Below are 24,647 nucleotides of genomic sequence, written 5' to 3'. Positions count from 1 at the left end.
GACTGAAATAGAGAAACTTACGGAGGTGGGGTATCTACTGGAGAAGCGATAGCGTCCGCCTTTGTCATCGGGAAATGTCCGCTAATAAGCGGCTTTTCAATCAAATTTCCCGATGACAAGAGCGGTCGGAAGTAGATACCCCACCCCCTCGTACACCTCTATTACCTCAATTGACCACTTTCTCAACAAGCTCATCGCCCGAGGGGCGATCTTTTTCTTTTATGGCTGTGCTTTGAATTCGAGCAGGCGCAGCAGCATCGTGGCGACTTCAGCCCTTGTGGCGGCACGCTTCGGTTGGAAGGAGCCGTCATTGTATCCTTGAATGAGCTTTTGATTTATCAAAGTCGAAACTGCCGATTGGGCCCACTCGGAGATAGCCGAGCTATCCGAAAGCTTTGCTTCGGCTCCGTTAGCGTGTAGTCCGAAGGCACGCACCAGAATGACGGCCATTTGCTCTCGCGTAATCGGCTGGTCCGGTTTGAATTGGTCCCCGAATCCGTCGACGACGCCCTTGGCGACGGCGGCTGCAATCGCTTGGCTGGCCCAATGGCTGCTGGTGTCCGAGAATGCCGCCTGCGAGTTCGCGTTTAATTTCAAAGCCCGAACGATGACGGTAATGAATTCCGCCCGGGTCATAGCTTGCTCCGGCTTGAAGGAGCCGTCGGGAAAACCGTCGAACAGCTTCATCGTGCTCAGCTTACCGACCGCCTCATTCGCCCAATGGGCGTTCATGTCATTGAAGGTTACGGCAGGAACGGAACCGTTGTTGTTCCCCGTATTCGTGCCAGCGCCTTTACCCGGCTTTACTTCATCGGACGGCTTGTCCGTACTCGGCTTCGTTCCCGGAGCGCCACCGCCTCCGCCAGTACTGCCGCTTCCTGTGTTCGTTCCGCTGCCAGTGCTCGGAGCCGGGGAGGAACCGCTGTCCGAGTCAGGCTCCGTGATCGTAATCGTGACAGTGGCCGAAGCTTCGGCCAAGCCGTCGGTTACTTTATAGTGGAACACGTCGGTCCCCGTTTGACCCGGTTTCGGCTTGTACGTGAATTTGCCGTAGGTCGCATCCGTAACGGTTACGGTTCCCATGTCCGCTTCTTTGGCAATCGAATACGTAAGCCGGTTTTGATCGCCGTCGGTTGCTTTGAACTCGCCGTTTAACGCAACGCCTTGGTTCGTGGTGTAAGTAACGTTGTCTGCCTTCGGCGATTGGTTAGGCTTAATTTCGATGACGACGGCAGCTTCATCTGTGCCGCCCTTGCCGTCGCTGATTTCATACGTGAACATGTCGCTTCCGGATTGCTTCGGATTCGGAGCGTAAGTAAAAGCTCCGTATACGGAATCCGTTATCGCCGCCGTTCCCTTAGCCCCCTGCTTCACGATACGGTAGAAGAGCGGATCGCCGTCCGGATCGGCGGCCATCAGCTTTCCTTGAAGCGACAAGCTTTCATTCGTCTTGAATGTCATGTATTCTGCGGTTGGTTTACGGTTGCCGCTGCCATCGGTCTGCTTCTCGATGTCGATAACGACGAGCGCATCGTTTGAGTTCGTTTTGCCGTCGTGTGCCCGGAAAACGAAGGAATCGATGCCTGCAGCCGCCGGATTCGGTTTATACGCAAACGTTCCGAGAACGGCGTTTTCAAGTGTGAGCGTGCCTTTGGTCGGCTGGCTAACGATCGAATAGGTCAGCTTGTCTTGACTGTCCGCATCCGCAGCAGCCAGCTTACCGCTTAGCTGTCCGCTTGCGATAACGGTATACATGGCGTTTTCTGCTTTCGGCGCGTGATTCGTCCGGATGTCGACGGTTACGGTCGCTTCGTTGGACATGGCTTTACCGTCGCTGGCTTTAAACGTAAAAGAGTCGGTGCCAGTTGCGCCAGGATTCGGCGTATACGTAAATGCGCCGTAAACCTCGTCTGTAACGGTGACTACCCCTTTGGCCGGCTTGTTAACGATACTGTAGGTCAGCTTATCGCCGTCCGGATCGGTAGCTTTCATGTTCCCTGAGGCAGACTTATCCTGATCGGCGCTGATGGACGCGTTCTCTGCGACCGGTGTCTGATTTTGCACCATGAGAAACTCGTTGCTTTTTAAAGCGTGGTCCGTAATGCGAATCTCGCTGATCCAGCCGTTGAAGGAAAGCTCGTGCACATTATCATAATGACCGGAGCCGATAGTCCACGGCTTGCCTGCCGTCGCAATTCCTACCGGATTGCCGTCCGGGTTGCGCAGCACGGGAGCTCCGTCGATGTACATTTTCGTCGTCTGACCGTCATTGACCACGGCAACATGGTACCACTTGAAGAAAAGCTCGCCCGACCAGTTGGTCACCGTATCGTTGATGTTCTGCGGGTAAACGGCCCACTGCATCTCTTTCAACGTGGAAATTGCCAGCGAGGCCGTCGGCTCGGCGGGGTCGCCGCCTGTTTTGCCGGCGTTGGCTCCGGTTTCGTCGCGGGCCAGAATACCCATCCATCCATGCTTGTCCTTATCGAAGTCGGGAGCCAGCTTGACGTATGCTTCGATGGTGTAGCCTTGTTCGAACGTCATGTTATTGATGGCCGCCTGATCGGCGGTTTTCAGATAGGAAGCTTTGCCTTGAGATTTGTCGCCGAAAAGGCGAATGCTGGCCTTGCTTTGACTTTTGAACGGCGCATCCGAGGACCAGACCAAGTCTCCCGGCTTGCTGTTTCCGACATTATGACGATATAGATCGTTATGATTGCCGGACAGATCTTTCACGACCGTGATACCGTCAGGGAGCGGCTGTCCCTCGACCGTTTGGTCGCTTTCCATACGCCAATGGGCGACCGTACCTTGATTCGTTTCGTCGGGATTTTTGATACGAACGGATACCGTCCCGGGAGGGGAGTCGGCTTTCCCGTCATTGACCACATAAGTAAACGTATCCATCCCGGTTTGACCGGCATTCGGTGTGTAGGTGAAGGCGCCGGATACGGGATCGGTAATCGTCGCCGTGCCTTTGGACCCCTGACTGCCGATGCGGTAAGTGAGCGTATCGAAATCGGCATCGGCCCCTTTCAGCTTGCCGCTGACCGGTTTGTCCTGGAGCGTATCGAAATCGACATTTTTGGCGATCGGAACTTTATTCTGCGATCCCCAGAAGGAGCCGAATCGCTGCTCGAAGTTCATGGATACGGTAAATTCGTTGTTTGCGTCGGTCAAACGTTCCATATCGAATTCGTCCCGCTCTTCTTCGGGGATGTTCATCACCCAGGGAGAGAAGGAGTAAGCTTTGATTTGGTTGCCTTTCAAATCGATATTGAGCATCCGCATCCAGCCGTTGCCGCCCATGTAGCCGCCTTGGTAATCCACGACCATCATGAGCACGTCTTTCCCGTTGTCGTTCGGTTTCACCATATGGGCGGCCCCGTGATGATGTCCGTTCACCGTCAGGAAAATTTGATCGTTCTTCTTAATCAGCTTGTCCCACAAGCCTTGGCCGTGCTCTGCCGTAATGAAGGCCGTTTTTCCGTCCTCGGCAATGTTCAGCAGCTGGTGAGTGATCAAAATGACAGGAAGATCCGGGTGAGCGTCAATGACTTGCTGCGCCCATTGAATGGACGCATCGGAGGTACGCCAGTCCAGGAAGAGAGCGAGAAATTTTTTGCCGGCCGCTTCAAAGGTGTAGTAGGAGCAATATCCGCTCGGGGACACGCCGCCGAAGCCCGGGCTGCCAGACATGCGGGTCGCAGGGTTAAAATACTGCATAAATTTCTCGGCGTTGTTATTGCGCTGGTCATCCCATTGCCATTCGTTAATATCGTGATTTCCGGCCACATAGCCGTAAGGAACGTGGTATTTGTCGAGCCATTTCATCGCCTCGTCGGCAGCCTGCCATTCGTAATCTTGATTTCTTCTGTCCACGATATCGCCGACGTGGGCTGTGAATGCAATGCGTTCGTTGAACTGATTTTTTGCGATCCACTCGGTTTGCGACAAGAAAATTTCTTTTTTGTAACGGGCATACATTTGCGTGTCGGGAAGAACGGCAAGCTGGAAGCTTCCCGCGGATGGCGCGCTTGCGGCTAATGCCGACTGGCTTGCGGCCGGTACGAGAACGGCTGTCACCAGCATGACGGCAGCACTGATCAGCGCCAGCAGTTTACCGCTTTTTCTTACAAATCGGGTTAACATCGTGTTCGCTCCTTTAACGGTATCTTGGGTTATAGATGGCAACCTTTTCTAGTTTAAAAAAGAACTGTTCGTCAAGTGTTAATTGGTTTTTAAAGTTTTGTTTAGAATAGGTTTGCTTGAAATACGGCCTGCGGGTCCATTATCATGAAGGTACTGTGATTTACCGGATTTTTCGGTTTTTGGGGGGACTGTTGATGATTACCGTATTGATCGTGGATGACGACCGGCATATTCGGGAGCTGATCCGAGTCAGTCTGCGCGAGGAGGGCTACCGCCTGCTGGAGGCGGAGAACGGGCAGGACGCATGGAAGCTGCTGCAGGAGAACCGGGTAGATCTGGTCATTCTCGACATTATGATGCCGTTTATGGACGGCTGGGAGCTGAGCCGTCATATTCGGATGCAGCAAACGGACCTTCCGCTTCTGATGGTAACCGCCAAGGGCGAGACGGGAGACAAGGTCAAGGGCTTCGAGCTGGGAACGGACGATTATTTGGTCAAGCCGTTCGATCCGCTGGAACTGGTCGTGCGGGTGAAGGCGCTGCTGAAGCGATACCGGATCCATGCGTCGGATACCGTGCAATTCGGCCGGATCGAGCTGAACAAGAAAAGCCATGAGGTTCTGAAAGGCGACGAGAAGCTGACGCTTCCGCTCAAAGAATTTGAGCTGCTCTACAAGCTGGCGAGCCATCCGAACCAAATTTTCACGAGGAACCAGCTTATCGAACAAATCTGGGGGCACGATTACGAAGGAGACGACCGTACCGTGGACGTTCATATCAAGCGGCTCAGAGAACGGTTTGCGGACGAGACGGACAGCTTCACCATCCGCACCATCCGGGGACTTGGCTACAAGCTTGAGGTGAGCGGATGATCAAGACGCTTTACACGCGGATGGTGCTCGTTTATTTGGCGGCGGTCATCTTCGGATTGGTCGTGGCCTTTGTGATCATGGGTTTCATTTTCTCGGAGAGGCTGAACGCGCAGCTTCGGGATGACATGAGGCTGGTGGCGCAAGATTTGATCGATACCTATAAAGCGACGGATAATGTCGATTTCGACTCGTACATGCTTAACCGCAAGCTTGCCAAGCCTTTCTTCATCAGGGTATATGACGAGGCAGGCAAAGAAGCGTTATACGGATATACCGACGTCGAGACGAGAAAGGTCATTACTCCGCAAGAAATTGCTCAGGTGCTGCACGGGGAACAGCTTTGGAACGAGTCGAGTATGGATGTCAGCATACTGGGTTACCCGGTGAAGATCCAAGGGCATTCGTATGCGATGTTTTTGCAGCCGGCCTCGAACAAGTCCGACCGGCTCCTGCAAAGCTATTTGAACATCTCGCTGATCAACGCCTTGATTATCGGCAGCGTCTTCATCATGGTGGCCGGCCGTTATTTGGTCAAACCGATCAAGCGCATGACCAAAGCGGCCAGGCGGATGGCCAAGGGCGATTTCAATATCGGCTTCGATTGGAAATTTCGCAAGGACGAACTGGGCGAGCTTGCCCAAAGCTTCACCGAGATGGCCGGAGAGCTTAAGCAGATGGAGCGGATGCGGCAGGATTTCGTGTCCAATGTCTCGCACGAGATTCAGTCTCCGCTTACGTCGATCGCCGGATTTTCCAAGCTGCTGCGGGAGAAGGCGATGTCGGAGGAGGAACGCCGGAAATATCTGGAGATCATTCAGACGGAGGCGGAACGGTTGTCCCGGCTCAGCGAGAATTTGCTCAAGCTCGCTTCGCTTGAATCGGAGCATCATCCGTTTCACCCTACGACGTATGCGCTGGATGAGCAGCTTCGCAGTGTCATCGTAGCCACAGAGCCAATCTGGTCGGCCAAAAAGCTGGAGCTTGATTTAAGGCTGCCCTCGGCGAAAATTTATGCCGATGCGGATCAGCTCAGCCAAGTGTGGATGAATCTGATCACCAACAGCTTGAAGTTCACGCCGGAGGGCGGCATGGTCAGAGTGCGGCTTCTTCCGGCCACCGACCGGATTCAGGTCCGGATCGGCGATACGGGCATTGGGATCTCCGAGGAGGATCAGGCCCGCATTTTTGACCGGTTTTATAAGGCGGACCGGGCTAGGAACCGGGAGAAAAGCGGCAGCGGACTTGGACTTGCCATCGTGAAAAAGATCGTCGATCTGCATCACGGCACGATCGAGGTGCGCAGCAAGCCCGGGCAGGGCACCGTCTTTACGGTTACGCTACCCAGCTTCTCCGGCAAGCGTCACGCCCCGGATAAGAAATAACAGCTCAAAGATCAATCCAAATCGGGTTGATCTTTTTTTTGTCCGGTTCACGCTCCGTTCATATTTGCAAGGTAAAGTATTTTCCAGAATCGGATGGACATTTATAAAGGAGCGAGGAGTGGAATGAACGGACTGATTAAATTTTCGATGAAGAACGTCGCGGCAGTGATCATCATCGTCGCCATGCTGCTCGGCGGCGGGATGTTTTCGGCAACGAAGCTGAAGAAGGAGAACTATCCCAATATCACTTATCCGGGCGTCTTTGTTACTACCACATACCCTGGCTCGCCAAAGGATGTAATGGACAACGTGACGAAGCCGATCGAGGATAAGCTGGCGAATATGCCGGACCTCGAACTGCTGACTTCGACCTCAAACGACAACAATTCTTTTCTTGAGGTTAAATTCAAGCATGGGGTGGACCTGGACAAGAAAAAGCGGGAAGTTGAAAATTTGCTCCAGGAAGTCAGTTTGCCTTCTACGGCACAAAGACCGAAGGCGATGACGTTCGGATTTTCGTCGGCACCGGCCTATTATCTGGTCGTGTCGGCGAACGAAGGCGTGAGTCAAACCGAGCTCGACAAGCTGTATAAGGACAAGATCAAGCCGGGATTCGAAGGCATTAAAGGCATCGACCATATCACGGCCATCGGCAACCGGGAAACGACGATGGACATTCAGCTTAATGCCGACGCGCTGAGCGCCTTCGGCTTGACGCCATCGCAGGTGACCGCTTCGATCGAATCCGCGCTGTCCAAAGGACCGATCGGCTCCGTCGAGCTGAGCGGCAACGAGAAGATGGCCCGCGTATTCGGCGATTTGGAAAGCTTGTATGCTGTGGAACAGCTGGAGCTGACCGTGAGCTCCGGTGGAACGGTCCTCTTGTCTCAGGTGGCGAAAGTTTCCGCTGTGACGGAATCCAAATTCATGGCCAGACTCGACGGCAAGGCAGCGCTTGGCATTCATTTGTTTAAAACAAGCGATGCGAACGCTGTGGAATTCTCGGATGCCGCTGACAAGCTGATGAGCGATTGGAAGACGACGATGCCGAACGTCACCTTCCGCTCGATCTTTAATACGGCGGACGAAGTGAAGGAATCGATCAGCGGCATGCTGCGGGAAGGCGTGATGGGGGCGATACTTGCTTCGCTCATGATTCTCATCTTCCTGCGCAACGTCCGGATGACGCTTGTGGTTCTCGTCTCGATTCCGCTGTCCATGCTGATCACGCTGATGCTGCTGCATTATTTAAACATCACGCTCAATATGATGACGCTCGGCGGCATGTTCATCGCTGTCGGACGGGTCGTAGACGATTCGATCGTCGTAATCGAGAATATCTATACGTCGCTGGAAAAAGCGCAGGAGCGCAACGAATCGGTCATCCTGATGGCGACCAAGCAGGTGGCCATGGCCATTACGTCCTCGACAGTTGCAACCGTGGCCGTATTCGCTCCGATCGGGATGGTCAGCGGGATGGTAGGTGAATTTTTCCGGCCGTTCGCCATTACGATAGCCGTTGCCTTGATGGCTTCGTTATTGGTGGCGTTGACCGTCATTCCGATGCTTGCCAAGCTGCTGGTGCTGCGGGGCAAGTTCAAAGCGCACGACGAAACGAAAGTCGGCCGGTTTACCTCGATGTACGAATCGGCTCTGGAGTGGTCTTTGACGCACAGGATCAAGTCGCTGCTCATATCGGGCCTGCTGTTTATCCTTTCGATTGTCATCGTCGTACCTAATTTGGCTATCGCGCTATTCCCGGGCGGCGCTCAACCGCGCAATATTTATTATACCGTGAAGCTGCCCTACGAGACTTCCTATGCCGCGACCGATCTCAAATCCAAGGAATTGGAAAAGATGCTGATGGAGAGCAAGGATTCGAACGGCGATCCCGTATTCCGTTACGTGGAGGCGCTTGTCGGATATAACGGCGGAGACGGAGTGAATAACGACCGGGTGCCATATGCGTTCCAGCTCTTTATGGAAATGAACGAGAACGTGAAGCCCGATCAAGTCAGGGATCAATTCAAGAACGCGATTTTGGCCGAGCTGCCGAAGGGCTCCGAGGTTCTCCCTTCTTCCCTCGGCGGAGGAGGTCCGGCGACGACTGACTTCGGGTACACCTTGTACGGAAACAATCAGAAGGATTTGATTGCTGCGGCGGGGATCGTCAAGAAGAAGCTGGCGGAGTTCCCGGAGCTTTACGAAGTGAAGGACGCGTTAAGCGACGCCAAAACCGTAGTCGATATCGTCGTGGACCAGAAAAAGGCGCGAACGTACGGCTTGGATGTTAGCACGATCCGCGAAACGGCGCGGGGCTGGGTTCAGAAGCAGCAGCTCGGCGATGTTAAGCTGGACGACGTCACGTACAAGACGACCGTTTCGCTTAGTAAAAAAGATAAAGATACGCTGGAGAAGCTTGGCCGGCTTCCGATTTCTACAAAGACGGGAACCGTCTATTTGAACGAAGTGGCCAAAATCCGCGAGGTGGAGGCTCCGGCGAGCATCTCCCGGAAAACCCAAAAGCAAGAGGTCTCGATCACGGCGAAAATTAATAGCGCGAACAAAAACGGCGTCAGTCTCCAGGTGAACGAGGCTCTGAAGACCCTTGAGCTCCCGGAGGGGGTAACCCGTGAGCTCGGAGGAGTCAACAAGGACACCGACGAAAACTTCGGTCAACTGTATATGGCGATGAGCGTTGCGGTATTTATCGTGTATCTGGTCATGGTGCTGGCCTTCGGCAACGCCTCGGCGCCGTTCGCCATTCTGTTCTCGCTGCCGCTTGCGGCTATCGGCGGTCTGCTGGCGTTGCTCATCACAAGGGAATCGCTTAATATCACGTCGATGATTGGCTTTTTGATGCTGATCGGGATCGTCGTTACGAACGCCATCGTATTGCTCGAACGTGTGCAGCAGCTCCGGGAGGAAGGGTACACGGTGCGCCACGCGCTGATGGAAGCGGGCAAGGTCCGCCTGCGTCCGATTATTATGACCGCCGCGGCTACGATCGTGGCTCTGCTGCCGCTTGCGCTCGGATTTGCGCATGGCACCTTGATTTCCAAAGGGCTTGCAGTTGTCGTTATCGGCGGTTTGACGACTTCGACCATTCTCACGCTGGTCGTCGTGCCGATTGTCTATGAAATGATTGAGAACTGGAAAAACCGGATTTCCGGTTGGTTTAATCGAAAAAAACCAGACGACGGTTCGAAGCCGGCGACAATAGAGATGTAACGAAGGAGGAGGCACGGAAAGATGAGAAAGGTTAGAAAAGACGTTGCGATGAAGAAAGCCCTCACGCTTCGGGTCTTCGCCTTATTGGCAGCGGCTGCCCTGCTTGCAGCAGGCTGCTCGGCCCCAGGCGCCAAGGGAGAATCCACGGTTGACCTTAAGCTGGATAACCGCCCGGTGAAGACGGAGGCGATCGCCAAGCGTAAAATCAGCGATCCGCGCGAGCAGGTGGCGGAAGTGGTGGGGATGTCCGCCATGGACGTTATCCCGAAGGCGAGCGGCCAGATTACGCAAGTCTTGAAGAAACGCGGAGATGTTGTGCAGGCGGGTGAGGTGTTGTTCCGAATCGACAATCGCGGGGCCGAAACGTCCTTGAAAAAAAGCCAGCTCAAGCTGAAGAGCTCGGAGCAGACGCTTGCGAAAACAGTGGAGGACAACGCCAATTCCCGCCGCAATTTGCAGGACGAGATTACGAAGGCGGAGCAGAAGGCGAGCGACGCGGAGAAAGACTACAACAAATTGCGCAACGATTTTGACGGTGGTGCAGCAACGCAGCGCCAGTTGGAACAGGCCGAGCAGGCGCTGAAGAATGCCCGCATGGATGTGCAGGCGCAGCGCAACAAGCTGACAGCCCTGGACAAAACGAATTCGCTGGCCGACCAGCAGACGGAGGTGGAGTCCTCGCGGATCAGCTTGGAGGAGGCGCAGCGGTCGCTTGAGAATTATGACGTCAAAGCGCCTGTCAGCGGGGTGCTAACGGATTATACGATAGAGCTTGGCGGGACCGTTTCGCCTAACGGCAAGATAGGGCAAGTCCAGCAGATCGATCCGATCAAGCTGAAGGTCGAGCTGTCGGAGCCGTCGTATGAGCTGGTCAAAAACAAGCAGGAGCTTGCCTACTACAGCCCGGATAATCCGGCCGAGAAAGGCATGGCCAAAATTACGTTTTTATCGAACGTCATGAGCGCTGCGACCAAATCGTATTCGCTGGAGCTGGAAGTCCAGAACGCGGATCAGAAGCTGAAACCGGGTACCCGGGCCATGGTTCAGCTCACGACCGAGGCGGAGGAGCAGGTTGCTGCCGTTCCGACGCTCAGCATTGTCCGCGAAGAATCGAATTCGTTCGTCTTCGTGCTTCAAGGGGATACGGTTCAGAAGCGTAAAATCAAGCTTGGACGTATCAGCGACGCTTATCAGGAAGTACTGGAGGGCGTCAAGGAAGGAGAGCAAATCGTAACGAGTGGGCAGCACCAGCTGAAGGACGGCCAGAAGGTGGAGGTGGCCAAACCGGCCCCTCAAGGCCAACCCGCTCCGGCGGCTCAAGAGCCGGCTAAAAAATAAAATCCACTGCATAAGGAGGAAGCATCGATGAAACAACCTTGGAAAACAGCGCTAACTTTCGTCATAATCGGGACGACACTCCTTCCGGCAAATCTGCCGGCGCTTGCGGCCGATACGACCCAAGCGACTGTGGCCGCTCCGAGCAACTTCGGCTTAACGGATTCGATCCGTGCCGCTGTGAAAAGTTTGGCGATCGAAACGACCGCCGGCGGCACGCGCATAGGCGCATCCGTTCGCTTGTATAATGGAGGAACGCAAAAAAAACGGGTTCCCGATCATCAGCTGCACGTCCGCACGGCGGACGGAGTTCAATATACGCTGAAGGCGAGCGCTGGGAACAAGACGGCGCTCGAGCCGGGCGAAATCGGCGAGCTCGTGTATATGACCGTTATCGAGGGCACGCCGGCGATTAAACTGTCGGAGCTGTCCTTCGTCAATGTGGATGAGTATGTTTATCCGAAAAAGGAAACGAACCTGCTGACGATTCCGCTAGGCGCGAGGCAAGTGTGGTACGCGTCGGCGGCAGGAGCGGATAAAGCCGCCGAGCCGAAGGGTTGGGGAGAAGCGTTTACGATTCCGGGCTTGAATTCCAGCCTGCGCTATACCCCTTCGGCTATCAAGATCCAGTATCCGATAGGCGGCAATTCTGCGGGAGCGTCCGGCGGCGCTTCCGCGGGAGCGGCCGCCGGCGGGACCGGTGAGACCTCCGGTGGCGCAGCCGCGCCGGAAGCGGGAGGAGCTGCGGCGGCTCCCGGCGGTGCGACGGGTGCGCCCGGTGGAGCTCCGGCAGGCGCAACGAAGGCGACTGGGGCAGCAACAGGAACTGGAGCAGCAGCAACAGGTCCGGTGGCGCTCGTCACCTTGTTGGTGGAAAACCCTGGCATCGGGCGGGAAACGGTACCCGAATTCCGTATCGACGGGCAATCGGAGCAGAAGACGTATACCGGCAGCCGTACGGAGCACGGCGCCGTGACGGTCGATGCCGGCGAGAAAAAATATATTCATTTCGCCATACCGGTCGAAAATAACGTGACGCTGACCTCCTTATTCGTTACGACGACCGAAACGTTCGTTTCGGGGGGAGGACAGGGTGCGCCCACTACGGCAACGGGATTTGACGTCGGCCGCGTGCAGATTGCGGTTCCGGACGGTGCGAAGACGGATACGACGCCTGCGATTTCTTACCGGATCGGCCGCCCGATCGTCTTCGATCCGTTGAATAAGATGATCGATGCTAATACGGAAGTAACCCTGATGGAAATGCACCTTCATGAGAGTGACAACGGCTTTCATTCGGTAGTCGCAAAATTCCGGATCACGAACAAGAGCGATAAACCGGTGCCGGTGCCCGCTTTCCAGACCGAGATCCTCGGAGGAGACGGAGCCTCTTATGCCGGAGCGCGGCAATCCGGGGTCGCGACTGCGTTGAACCCGAACATGAGCTATGTCGTGAATTATTCGTTCAACGTGCCGAAGACGGAGAACGGCAAGCAGTTGACGATCAAGCTGTTGGATACGCAGTCCTCAGCTCCTTACACGAGCACGATTGCTTCCTTGCAGACGGCTGCAAGCAGCGAGGTGGCGGGGGATACGTTCGCTATGTATCCGTTTGATCTGAAAATCGTCGATTGGGCATTGTCTGCTACAACCTCCCCCGGAATGACCGGCCTGTCCTACGGCTATAAGCTGTCGTTCACGCTGGATGTGAAGCAGACCGACAACGTCGTGGTCGACCAGAACTTCTCCAGGCTTTATATGGAGCTGGTGGACTCGCAAGGACGCATGCTCGGCACGGCCGATGGCCCGTTCACCGGTCCGAACAAGCTGGTTACAGGCAAGCAGAATTTGACCTTCACCGCAAAAACGGAGCAGTTCGAAAATCCGTTTACGATCCGTGTCTACGAAGCGTTCGATACGCCAAACGGGTTGGCCAAAAGATACATCACCACGCTCAAACGATAAGCGGCGCTGCTGCAAAACGCAAAACAGCCTTTCGAATCCTGTCGGACTCAAAAGGCTGTTTGCTTATATCGGGCTTCCGCATCGCTTGCTAAGACCGGATTTTTCGGACGCCCTGTATATATATGTCTACGGTCGTGCCCTTTCCCTGCTCGCTGCTTATCTTCATGCTGCCCCCGTGATTTTCGATAATTTTAAAGGTGACCATGAGACCGAGCCCTGTACCTTTCTCCTTCGTCGTATAGAACGGTTCCCCCAGTCGGGGAATTCGGTCTTCCGGAATGCCGCAGCCTTGATCGGTAAATCGCATCAGCAGCTTTCCACCCTCCATTTTGCGGAATTCGGCGCGGATTTGTCCGCCTTCCGGCATGGCATCGATGGAGTTGTTCAAAATGTTGATAAATACTTGCTTGATTTGATTTTCGTCGCAATTGATTTCGGGAAGATCGGGGTCCGCTTCCGTGACGATGTCGACATTATGGATCATCGCTTGAGAGCCGAGCAGCATAATCGTATTTTCCAGAATGGCGAAGGCGTTCTTCGGCTGGTACTTGACGACTTGCGGCTTCGCAATGACCAGAAATTCGCTGACGATAAAATTGATCCGCTCCAGCTCATCGATCATGATTTCGAAGTAATTGTCGTAGCCGCTTACCTTGCTTTGGAGCAGTTGGACGAATCCTTTGAGCGAGGTTAGCGGATTGCGGATTTCATGCGCGACCCCGGCGGCTAACTGGCCGACGATCGACAGCTTCTCGGAGCGGAGAATCATTTCCTCGGCCCGCTTGCGCTCGCTGATGTCTTGACCGATCATGTAAACGCCGGCAATTTGTTTGTTGACGAAGATCGGAAAGTTAAATACGCTGAGCTCGACCGGGGTGCCGTCTTTGCGCACAAACGTAATCTCATAATGAGGAGTCATGCCGTTGAGCGTTTCCTCGAAATGGTCGAGCCACCGCATGTAATCTTCCGGAAGAATAAGCGGATTGATCGTGCGGTGAAGCAAATCCGCTTCCGCGTAGCCGGTGACCCCGAACATGGCGGGATTGACGCTCGTAATGAGGCCCGCCAGATTCAGCGAGCAGATCGGATCGGGATTGTGCTCGAACAGCGATTTATAGCGCAGCTCGCTTTCTTCAAGCAGCAGTTCGGTCTTTTTCTTGTCGTACAGCGCCTTGATCATCGCGTAAGACCGGGCGAATCGATGATCCTCTTCCTGGGCCAGCACGTTCTCGAAGATGCGATCGGCTTCATCGTCGATGATACCTTTGTCGAGATCCTTCATCTTGCCTAGAAGATTCATGACGTTTGTAATATGCTCGCCGTGAATCCAGGCGGCGGAAGCGGTTTTATAATGGGGCGTAGGACCGTGCTGCAATGTGACGATTCCTTTGCGCGGCTCGTACTCCGTTACGTGGTTCATATTGACCACATTCATCTGATCGATCAGGCGAAAGCCCTCCTCGTACAGCCATTCTTCGAAAGCTTCCAGCGACGCTGCCCAGTAATATTTATCGGAAACCGTATGAATGATATATTCTTTATCCCGTACGCATTCGATTTTAACGACTTCATCGGAAGAAATGATGGTGATGTCAGAACTTTTTTTATCACGAATGACTGGGATTTTTTGCATATTTTGATATCACCTGCCTGTCGCATTCGATTCATTATACCATGCTTGCCCCCATCGTAACAGATTAAAAATAGGCCCAAAGGCAATCCGAACGGGGGTCAGGTGCTTCGGAGCGTAAGCGCCAAGCAGGCTTCCAAACGATCTGTCAAGGCCTGGTAAAGGCGCGGAGAAGCGGCCATTTCATTATATAGCGTGCCGAATCGGGAAGTAAATGCCAAGCCTTGGATAGCGGACTTTTGCAGGGGGAAACGGCGTGTAGTCTTTATTTTGAAACAGGCAACGTGGGAAGGACAAGCTGCGCATGGAAGCTTGCGCATAGTCGCAAGCCTCCGGACAACAGGGGGAAGAGCTTCTTTCTTTGGCGGGATAAGGATACGGCTGATGGAGAACAGCGGCTGAAGGTACCTTTAGTGGGCTGGTGCGCCGGTTTCTTCCGGCAGAAAGGGGACTTGCCTCGCAAACTCGGTTTCAAGCGTGTTCATACGGTGCTCCATAGCTGACAATTTCCGCTCAAGGGCGGCAAAGCTTAAGGAAATTCCGGCATACCGCTTATGCAGGTCCGTCAGCTCTTTCGTTATCGCTTGCAGTTGATTTTCCATGCGTCGAAAGCACCCCTCTCTCGGATTTTTCGTTCTTCATATGATTCGGGCGGCGCAGATCTGTTTAGGTCCGTCGGCAGGGAGAGGAGGAAAATATAGTGAATAAACGATGCTTTCGTCCCTAGCGCCACAAAAAAACATACTCGCCCTGCGGGAAATCTGGTACAATTCGGGTGTAGATTTACGCAGCCAGAAGGGAGCCCCGGACACCCGATGACTTATTTGCGCCATTCGAAATGGCTACGTTTTGTTATTTCTGTAATCGTGCTTACGCTGCTGCTGTCGGCGTATCGGATTTTTACCGTAGAAGGCGAGGCCCGCACGCCGAAGTTCGTCTTGATGCGTTTGGAGGACATCGGTCCCGGCGGACAATATACTTCGCTTGAGGAGCTTGGAAAGCTGAGAACCGTGCTGGAATATTTGCGCGACCAGAAGGTGGCGTATCATATGGCGGTGATTCCCCGCTGGATCAATCTGCCCCCGGACGGATCGCGGTACGACGTACCGCTTGACCAAGAGGGCAACCCGTACGCGGCCGCTTTTCGCAAGGTGCTCCAACAGGCTTCGGACAGCGGCGCGGTCATTGGCATGCACGGCTATACGCACCAAGTCGGCAGTGTGCGCCGGGATGACGGCCACCACGAATCTGGGATAGGCAACGAGTTCCAAGTGGAGGATGCGGAAGAAACGATGAAGGCATCGTATGCCGAGCAGCGTATCAAGGCCGGGCTTGCGATATTCGAGCGAGCAGGACTGAAGCCGCAGTTCTGGGAGGCGCCGCATTACCGGACCACCGCCGAACAGGATGGGGTGTTCCGATCCTACTTCGGCCTGAATTATCAGGCGGAGGTACAGTCTCACAACAATGCCGAAGCCGTCTTTTATTGGAATCAGCGCAATTCCGTCTACGGAAGTTCGACGCTTGGCGCCGCTTACGTTCCGACACCTTACGATTACATCCCTTCCAATAAAGACGAGAAAATGATTGTGGACCGGGTCGGTCAATCGAATCACGTGGCTTCCTTTTTTTATCATCCTTTTCTTGAGTTTAAATACCTGACCCCCGTCTTGGACCCGGGAGGCGAACCGGTCATGCGGGACGGCCTTCCGGAATATCGGTACCCCGAACAGAATAAAAGCGTGCTGCAAAAGCTCATCGCCGGTCTTCGGGCGAAAGGGTACGCCTTCCGCTCTATCCACGACTATGTTCCGTTCACGCCAGCTCAGAGCGTCAAGCTGCTGCCGGGCGGCAAAACGAACGTTTTCCTTGAAGATGCCGACGGCGACGGGCAAGCCGATACGGTGCAGTGGAATGCGACGAATGGGGAGATCAGCGTGATTCCCGGCCGGTACAAGGGACTGCGCAATGAGGCGCAGCCAGCGCCGGTGCGATGGGGGCAGGCGGGATATGCGAACGGGGCTGCCGCCGCCGTCAGCGGCAAAGATACGGAAGGGCCGTGCAGCTTCTGGACTGCGAATCCGGGCGGGCGCTTGGACCGCTATGTATCGGACGGGCGGGAGTTCCATCTGGCGCAGAGCTGGAAAATTGAAGCCAAAGCTTGGAGCTCCTTATATACGCTCCCGTTATCGAACGGTGAAGTGATTGTGGCCGGACTAACGAAGGATAAGCTCCAACTGTACGGCTGGCGAATCCGGGGGAAGGAGCTGAAGCCGATTAAACCGTATAAGCTCCGAAGCGAAATGAATCAGGAGCTTCAGATTCGCATGGAGGATGGCCCCGCGCTGTTTGCTTCTAAAAACGGCGCCTCGGGCGGCATTCAGCTTCAGCCGGATACCGTCGACATGACGTGGCAGCTGACCCGTGTGGATCTCGGTCTCCCGAATGAAGACGGCTTGATCCGCCTCGGGGACTTCAACGGGGACGGCCGGGAAGACGCGCTCCGCTGGGACCCGAAGACGATGCGCTGCACCGTCTATTCAAGGGACGAGGACCGGGAGTGGAGGCTCCTTTCCACCTTCGGGCCGTGGGGGACGCCGGGAAAAGGCGTTAATCTGATGGTCCGGGACGCCGACGGCAATGGAAAAGCCGACCTGGTATTGATCGACCGCTCCGGCGGCAACTTGGATTTTGCCCTATCTTACCAAAGCAAATAATCAAGCTATGGAAAAGTACTACAGAGCGTCAGCTATCCTATTGCATATTTTCATTTCATTGAGCTGTTACCCAGCCCGGCGGATTACGCCGGGCCGTTTTACATAGGAAAGAAAGCGGCAGGAAACTGCCTTGGAATAGGAAGAAATGACTATAGTATTTTCTCCCTTGTTCAGTTCGGCAAATTCAGGCACAATGGGAAGAGATAGGTTAAAATTCTCATATAAACCGAGGACATTACGGGGCCGGACAAATGGATCAAGCGGTCCGCCGGACGTATGTTGCGCTATACGTCGGCATCGCGGTTGCGCTGTTGGCCGTTGCGGTCGGTTGGCTGGCACATGCGGGAGCGCTGCGCGGTCTGGGCGACACGACCTTCCTGCTGCGGACGTCACTGGTGCTCAATTGGCTGTTCTTTGTGCCGCTGGCCTACGTCTTAACCTTTGTCGCGGATCTTGGCAGCACCGGCGCCTGGCTGTCGCTCTACGCGTTCCTTGCATCCTTTGCCCTGGCCTTGGGCATTCGGTTCTACCGCACGGATTGGACGTCGGTCCGCTCGAAGCAGTCGGCTCCGCATGCCTGAGGCCGGAGTCTGGAAAAAGCAGGATTTAACGCTTGAGGGGCGAATACACAATTGATCGAACGGATCAGTTTTAAACCATCATCATGTCAACAAGAATACCAAACGAAATTGGCTGAAAGAATCGCAAGCGGCTTCCGCCGGTATCTCGAAGCCGGAGGAGCGTGAGGTAGCACATGCCGCTGGAACGAATATCGAGGCGGGTTGCCGCATTTTTCACCATTATCGTATTTTTGATCGTAGGACTGATTGCGGGAGAACGGTTGTTCTTCACCTACGGCAATTCGCCGACGGCGGTTCGGGGCGAATTGGATCTGCGGGAATGGAACTGGGATCGGAAAGGACATCTTCCGCTAAATGGCGAGTGGGAGTTTTACTGGAACGAATTCAAGCATCCCGAAGACTTGTCTGCGGAACGCTTCGGAGCACCAAGCTATGCCAGCCTTCCGGGTTCCTGGAACGGCACGACGAAGGACGGAACGGTGCTGGGAGGCGAAGGGTACGCCACATACCGCCTCAAGATTTTGTTGTCCGATCATGAGCGGATGCTCGCCCTGCGGCTTCCTCCAATCTATACGTCTTATAAGCTCTGGGTGAATGGAAAAGAAATCGCGTCCGCCGGAACCGCAAACAAGTCTGAACCGGAATCGAAGCCTCATTTTTTAACCCAGCTGGCCGTCGCTCATACCCATACGAGCGAACTGGTGCTGGTTCTTCAAGTATCGAACTATTCGCACGAGAAGGGCGGCATCCGGCAGCCGATCGAGTTCGGCCTGTTCGAGTCGGTGGCGAGGGCGAAGCAGCTGTCGGTCGGCTTCGATACGCTGCTGATCGGCAGCCTGCTGATCATGGGACTTTACCATCTCGGCCTGTTTGTCGTACGGACCAAAGAGCTGGCCATGCTTTATTTCGGATTATTTTGCCTTGTCTTCTGCCTGCGCATGGCGCTGATCGGGGAAATGGTCGTGACTCAGGCGTTTCCCCGCTTCGATTGGACGCTGGCTCTGGTTCTGGAGTATTTGACGGCGGATTTGAGTATGCCGCTGTTCGTCTTGTTTTTCGCCAGCATGTATCCGAGGGAAAGCTCGCGGAAAATAACGACGTATTTCTGCGCGGTAACGCTGCTGTACGCCGTTGTCGTTCCGCTGCTGCCAACCATGCTGATTACGAAATGGCTTATCGTATTGCAGCTCATTGTGGGAGCGGGTGTCGGCTACATTTTATGCATCATCGTGCTCGCCTTTTTGCGCAGAAGAGAGGGCGGAGGGCTGCTGCTGCTCGCCAGCTTGATCTTTGCGGCTACACTCGTCAATGATATGCTGTATGCTCACGAACTGGTGCAGACGACGGACAAGATGTCCGCTTTTGGCTTGCTGATCTTTATTTTCTCCCAATCGGTGCTGCTGTCGGTCAAGCTGTCGCGGGGGTATGGGAGCGAGGAGAAGCTTTCGGCCGCTTTGACGCAGCTGAACAGCGGGCTGCATGACAAGATCAAGGAACGGACGGCCGATCTTGAGCAGGCGAATCTGGAGCTGCAGCGGAAAAATGACGAGCTGTCGCGGATGGAGAAGTCCCGGAGCCGGTTGCTCAGCAACATATCGCACGATTTGGGCACGCCGCTGACGACGATTCAATGCTACTTGGAGGCAGTGCTGGATGGCATCGTGGATACGGAGGAGCAGAAGGAGCGTTATTTGCGGCTTATTCACAGCAAAGTCGTCAGCATGGACCGGTTGATCGAGGACCTGTTCCAGCTCTCCCAGCTTGAAGCGAGACAGGTGACCTTCAAAAAGCAGCTCATGCGCACCGACCGCCTGATCGAGCTGCTGTTCAGCCGCTACGAGCTGGATACGCGCAATGCGGGCATTCATTATACGCTGGCGCTCCGGGCCGAAGGAGACGATCCGGCGCGTGAATTTTCCGCGGTGGAGGTTGATCTGGAGCGGCTGCATCAGGTGTTCAGCAATTTGATCTTCAATGCGATCAAGTTCACGCCGGAAGGCGGCTCCATTCAGGTAGAAATGGTCGACGACGGGGAACAACTGCTGTGCCGGGTCAACGATACGGGGGGCGGTATTAACGAACAAGATTTGCCTTACGTGTTCGACCGGTTCTATACCAGCAACCGATCGCGCAATTCCGCTGCGGGCGGCAAAGGGCTCGGGCTTTCCATATCCAGAGAAATCATAGAATACCATGGGGGACGCATTTGGGTAGACCGGACCGAACCAGGACGAGGAACCGTGTTCTGCTTCACGATACCCGTTGCCAATCCCCAAAAAAAGCTTGACCGGCAACAGTCCAATTGTTTATTCTCTTCTTAGGACCAGGGAACTACATCGATGCGGTGGTGAAACGGATGACGGAGCAAACAGTGTTAGTTGTGGAAGATGATCCCGAGATTCGGGAAGTGATCCGTCTTTACTTGGAAAAAAACAATTACCGTGTCCTGCTCGCAACCAGCGGCGAAGAAGCGCTTAAGATCGCTGAGGCGGAGCGGCCGGATCTGGCGATATTGGACGTACTTCTGCCGGGGCGAAGCGGCTTTGAAGTATGCCGGGAGCTTCGGGCGGTTTCTCCCGTGCCGATCTTATTTTTGAGCTGCAAAAAAGACGAAGCGGACAAAATCGCCGGGTTGAATCTGGGCGGCGACGATTATATTACGAAGCCATTTAGCCCGAACGAGCTGATGGCCCGGGTACGCGCGCATTTGCGCAGGCCGCATTTGGCTGCGGCGGAGCAGGCGGGAGGACAGCCCGACAAGCTGGTCGTCGGCAATTTGCGGATCGACCGGTTAAGCCGTGTGGTGCGAGTGAACGGGCAAGAAGTAACGCTGTCCCGCAAGGAATTCGATCTGCTGAGCTTTCTCGCCTCGCGTCCGGAGCAGACGTTCAGCCACGAGCAGCTGTTCCGCGAAATTTGGGGACAGGAAAGCTTCAACGACACGAGAACGATTATCGTACATGTCAGCAACCTTCGCAAGAAAATCGAGCCGGACCCGTCGAATCCGAAATATATTATCAACGTCCATGGCGTAGGCTATAAATTCATCGCCGCCGGCGCGAGCCATGCACTGAAACTGTAAACCGTAACCTTGAGCCATTCAAGGCACGGTTTATTTTTTTTGCCGGGCGTTAGGGAGAGAGGCGGTATATTTACGCTCGAAGCAGGAGAGCCTGTAATTTTTATCCCTTTTCGGCCCCTGAGGTTTATGCTACAACAGACTAGAAAGAGGTGGTGGCTATGCGGTGGTTCGGAGCCCGCATGCGCAGGGCGGCGGAGCGTTTCCTCGATTGGGGGCTCGAATGGAAGGTGTTTCTGATGACGTCCATCGTCATTCTGATCGCCGTGCCGCTGACGGGGGCATTCTCGTTCAATCAGGCGGCCCGCTATATCGAAGAGTACGCCTATAACGCCGCAGACCGGACGGTCAGCCAGCTTAGCGCCAATGTCGGCAACGAGCTGAAGAACGTCAGCGACAAGCTGTACTGGATCAATTCCAGCGACGAGCTGGCACGGGCGATCGAATGGAGCCAGAACCGGTCGGACGAAACGTATTCCGTCATTTTCAATAACGTATTTTCGCTGTTCTCGAAAGCGAGTCTGTCCTCTCCTACGATTCGCGGAATTTATTTATACACGCCCAAGGGAGAATTTTTCGAAGGGGTTCCGGCGGCAAGAAAGGAAACCGATTTTAAGGAGACGGCGTATTACGAAGCGATTAAGCCGTCGTCGACGAACCGTTGGGTCTACGCCGGGGAAAATCCGCTCTTTGTCGAGGAAGGGGCGGTGATCGGTCTGGTCAGCAGACCAGCGACGGCCACCGGTGCGCTGGAGCTGGACAATTATTTGGTGATCTCGCTGCGGGCAGACTATTTCGAACGCAATCTGCAGAGCATCCAACTGGTGCCCGACGGGTTCTCGATGATTTTGGACGAGAACGGCCGGCCGATCCTGCTGTCCTCCCGCAGCGAGGTGACGGAACAGTTTCTGGAGCAGGCGCAGGTGCCGGATTTCTCGGTGAAACCGTCGTTTTTCGAAGTAAAGCTGGGAGATCAAACGTATCTGGTCAATCATAAGCCGATTCCGATTGCCGGCTGGCAGGCGCTAGTCGTTCAGCCGAAAAAGCAGCTGCTCGTCAAGATCGCTTACATTAAATATTTTACCGTACTGCTGACGGTGGCGCTGCTGGCGTTCTCTTTCTTCATGAACAAATCGATCGCCCGCTGGGTCACCCTTCCGGTGCGCAGGCTGCAGCGGCTCATGTCCCAAGCGAAAAAAGGCGACCTCGACGTGCGCTTCGCTTCCGAGAGCCGGGACGAGATCGGAGAGTTGGGGCGGCGGTTTGACGAGCTGCTGGACCAAATTCAGCGGCTGCTGAAGCAGGTGGTGGAGGAGAGCCTCGCGAAGCGGAGGGCGGAGATGCGTGCGCTTCAAGCGCAGATCAATCCGCATTTTCTGTACAATACGCTTGATGAAATTTATTGGAAGTCGCTCGAATTCAACGATTCGTCGGCCAGCGATATTATTTTGTCGTTGTCCCGCTTCTTCCGGCTCAGTCTGAACCGTGGCGAGGAAGCGACGACCGTGGGGAAAGAAATGGAACACGTCGAGCAATATTTGAAGCTCGTCAATTATCAATATAAGCGGCAGTTTGCGTTCGAGGTGTCGGTGGATGAGCGAACGAAGGAAATTGTCGTACCGAAAATCATCCTGCAGCCTTTGGCGGAAAATGCGGTGCTGCACGCGTTCAGAGATAACGAGTACCAAAATAACCGGATCCGGGTGAAAAGCTTCCGGGAAGGAACGGACACGACGGTGCTGACCGTGGAAGACAACGGCTCGGGGATCGATCCGGGGCTAATCGGCCTTTTCAACGCGCCGCTGCATACCGCGGACGCAGCGACGGGTGTCGCTTCTCGGAGCGGAGAAGGCTACGCGATTATGAATATCAAGGAACGACTTCGTTACTTTTTTGGGGAACGCGCATCGTTCCAGGCCGAGAGCCGGGTAGGGGAAGGCTCGCGATTCGAGATCCGCATCCGCGATGCGAAGGAGGAGGTACCGCATGAAAGTACTGCTGGTGGACGATAAGGAGAGCGTCGTGCAGGGCATCCGCAAGCATATTCCTTGGGAGACGCTCGGCGTATCGCAGGTCGAAATCGCACTCGACGGCAAGGAGGCGCTGCACCGCTATGCAACCGATCCGGCCGATCTCATCGTGACGGATATCAAGATGCCGAATATGAACGGCATCGAGCTGATGGAGCACATCAGAGCACGCTTCGAGCGGGCCGTCCGTTTCGTCGTACTTAGCGGCTACGAGGAATTCGACTACGCGAAGCAAGCGCTTGCGCTCGGCGCTTCGAACTATGTATTGAAGCCGGTTGACATTAAAGAAATGACCGGGATTATCGCCAAGCTGCTCAGCGAGCTTCGCAAGGAGCAGGAGCGGGACGCGCAGCGGGTGAAGTTTCAGCAAACGATCCGGCGCAGCCTGCCGGCCCTGCGGCAGCAATATTTGAACGAGATGATCCGGTTTCGGGACGAGCGGCAGGTGCGTTTGCGGGATAAATGGGATTTTGCGGAAATCCCCCTCAAGCCTTCGAGCTTCGCGCTGCTGGCTGTCGCGATCGACCGTTTCGATGAAATTTCGCATAAGCCCGTAGAGGAGGTTGAGCTCAGCCGCTTTATCGTCGAGAACATTATCGGCGACTGCTTGTCGTCGTGGGGGACAGGCATCGCTTTTTATGCCGAGTGGGGCCTGCTGGCGATGCTCGTCAATTACGATCCGGCCGAGCCGGCCAAAGAGATCAAGGAAAAGCTGTTGAAATTTGCGGATTGGTGCCGCACTTCGGTGGAGAAGCATTCGGGCCTTACGGTAACGATCGGCATCAGCTCGTTATGTCCGGAGCTGCGTGAGCTGCCCGGCGCATACCGGGAAGCCTGCGAGGCGATCGAGCATGTGTATTTTTTCGGGAACAACCAGGTGGTACACGTGGAGGACTTGATCCCGTTCCGGATGAAGCGGACCGGTTACCCAGCGCTTCAGGAGCAGGAGCTGCTGACGCTCGTCAGGCGGGGCCAGGCGGAATCGGCCCAGGAAGCGGCGGCTTCCTTCTTCCGTGCGCTCGAGGGGGAGGAGGGCAAGCCGGCCGACTTCCGCTTCTCTTGTATTCAGCTTGTCACTGCGTTGAACCGGCTTCTGCACGATCTGGGGATGGCGGAAGGGGAAAGCGGCCCGCTGCCCGAGGCGTGGTTTGAGCTGTGCAACCGCGCGAAGCTGGGCGAGCTGAAGGAGCATATTCCGCTCTGGTTCCATCAAGCGGCGCTGCAGGTCAAGCAGTTTGTCCAAGCGGGCTCCAAATCGATTGTCGGCGAAGCGAAGGCGTTCATTGAGCAGAACCTGCTGCAGCCGATCGGGCTGTCGGCGGTAGCGGATTATGTCGGCGTCAGCCCCAACTACTTCAGCGGCCTGTTTAAACGGGAGACGGGAATCTCCTTCGTGGAATACGTCACCGATCTGAAGCTGGCCCAGGCCAAAGATTGGCTGGAGGACGCCGCCATTCCCATCTATGAGATTGCCGAGCGGCTCGGCTACCATGACCGCAAATATTTCCGCGAAATTTTCAAGAAAAAGAACGGCATTACGCCGTCCGAGTACCGCGAGCAGCGGCTCGGCACCTCGACAGGGGAGGAGTAAATCCTCCCCTAAAGTGTTGGGAAGCCTTGAAAATAGAAAAACTCAGACTAATAGAGGTGGGGTATGTCCCGTAAGAGTTTAC

At 55.0% G+C, this 24,647-nt stretch carries 14 protein-coding genes; 11 read left to right on the top strand and 3 right to left on the bottom strand.

Annotated elements, in window-relative coordinates:
- Positions 1-219: 219 nt before the first annotated feature.
- Entirely contained in the window at positions 220-4,152 is a 3,933-nt protein-coding gene (locus QJ48_RS10170; RefSeq protein ID WP_054973510.1) for an Ig-like domain-containing protein, read from the bottom strand.
- A 194-nt stretch (positions 4,153-4,346) separates the two neighbouring features.
- Here QJ48_RS10170 and QJ48_RS10165 point away from each other — a divergent pair, with 194 nt between their 5' ends.
- The 5 genes from QJ48_RS10165 (at position 4,347) to QJ48_RS10145 (ending at position 12,937) form a co-directional block, all read left to right on the top strand.
- Positions 4,347-5,024: a response regulator transcription factor gene (locus QJ48_RS10165; RefSeq protein ID WP_054973525.1), complete on the top strand. Its 678-nt coding sequence runs from the start codon at positions 4,347-4,349 to the stop codon at positions 5,022-5,024.
- Positions 5,021-6,406 carry a HAMP domain-containing sensor histidine kinase gene (locus tag QJ48_RS10160; protein WP_054973509.1) on the top strand — a complete coding sequence of 462 codons (1,386 nt, stop codon included), beginning with the start codon at positions 5,021-5,023 and terminating at the stop codon, positions 6,404-6,406. Before QJ48_RS10165 ends, QJ48_RS10160 begins: the two co-directional genes overlap by 4 nt.
- Before the next feature lie 123 nt (positions 6,407-6,529).
- Positions 6,530-9,637, top strand: coding sequence for an efflux RND transporter permease subunit (locus tag QJ48_RS10155; RefSeq protein ID WP_054973508.1), 3,108 nt, complete (start codon positions 6,530-6,532; stop codon positions 9,635-9,637).
- 21 nt (positions 9,638-9,658) lie between these two features.
- On the top strand, positions 9,659-10,975 hold the full coding sequence (locus QJ48_RS10150; protein ID WP_054973507.1) for an efflux RND transporter periplasmic adaptor subunit: 1,317 nt from the start codon (positions 9,659-9,661) through the stop codon (positions 10,973-10,975).
- A gap of 27 nt (positions 10,976-11,002) precedes the next feature.
- Entirely contained in the window at positions 11,003-12,937 is a 1,935-nt protein-coding gene (locus tag QJ48_RS10145) for a hypothetical protein (protein ID WP_054973506.1), read from the top strand.
- Positions 12,938-13,025: 88 nt separating this feature from the next.
- On the opposite strand, the gene QJ48_RS10140 is transcribed toward QJ48_RS10145, so the two are convergent.
- Complete coding sequence (locus tag QJ48_RS10140) at positions 13,026-14,570, bottom strand: ATP-binding protein (protein WP_054973505.1); 1,545 nt, start codon at positions 14,568-14,570, stop codon at positions 13,026-13,028.
- Between the two features lie 407 nt (positions 14,571-14,977).
- On the bottom strand, positions 14,978-15,169 hold the full coding sequence (locus tag QJ48_RS10135; protein WP_054973504.1) for a hypothetical protein: 192 nt from the start codon (positions 15,167-15,169) through the stop codon (positions 14,978-14,980).
- Positions 15,170-15,382: 213 nt separating this feature from the next.
- On the opposite strand from QJ48_RS10135, the gene QJ48_RS10130 reads away from it, so the two are divergent.
- From QJ48_RS10130 to QJ48_RS10105, 6 genes are all read left to right on the top strand, one after another.
- Positions 15,383-17,284 (top strand): DUF2334 domain-containing protein, encoded by a 1,902-nt coding sequence (locus QJ48_RS10130; RefSeq protein WP_054973503.1) that lies wholly within the window; start codon positions 15,383-15,385, stop codon positions 17,282-17,284.
- A gap of 251 nt (positions 17,285-17,535) precedes the next feature.
- The gene (locus tag QJ48_RS10125) at positions 17,536-17,865 is read left to right on the top strand and encodes a hypothetical protein (RefSeq protein ID WP_054973502.1); all 330 of its coding nucleotides are present in this window, start codon (positions 17,536-17,538) and stop codon (positions 17,863-17,865) included.
- 173 nt (positions 17,866-18,038) lie between these two features.
- Entirely contained in the window at positions 18,039-20,186 is a 2,148-nt protein-coding gene (locus QJ48_RS10120; RefSeq protein WP_054973501.1) for a cell wall metabolism sensor histidine kinase WalK, read from the top strand.
- A gap of 35 nt (positions 20,187-20,221) precedes the next feature.
- Positions 20,222-20,947 carry a response regulator transcription factor gene (locus tag QJ48_RS10115; RefSeq protein WP_054973500.1) on the top strand — a complete coding sequence of 242 codons (726 nt, stop codon included), beginning with the start codon at positions 20,222-20,224 and terminating at the stop codon, positions 20,945-20,947.
- 158 nt (positions 20,948-21,105) lie between these two features.
- The gene (locus tag QJ48_RS10110) at positions 21,106-22,956 is read left to right on the top strand and encodes a sensor histidine kinase (RefSeq protein ID WP_054973499.1); all 1,851 of its coding nucleotides are present in this window, start codon (positions 21,106-21,108) and stop codon (positions 22,954-22,956) included.
- Positions 22,931-24,565, top strand: coding sequence for a response regulator (locus tag QJ48_RS10105; RefSeq protein WP_054973498.1), 1,635 nt, complete (start codon positions 22,931-22,933; stop codon positions 24,563-24,565). Before QJ48_RS10110 ends, QJ48_RS10105 begins: the two co-directional genes overlap by 26 nt.
- The last annotated feature ends 82 nt before the right edge of the window (positions 24,566-24,647 follow it).

It is taken from the genome of Paenibacillus sp. A3, assembly GCF_001399685.1.
GTDB lineage: Bacteria > Bacillota > Bacilli > Paenibacillales > NBRC-103111 > Paenibacillus_G.
This window is presented reverse-complemented; position numbering and strand designations above follow the sequence as displayed.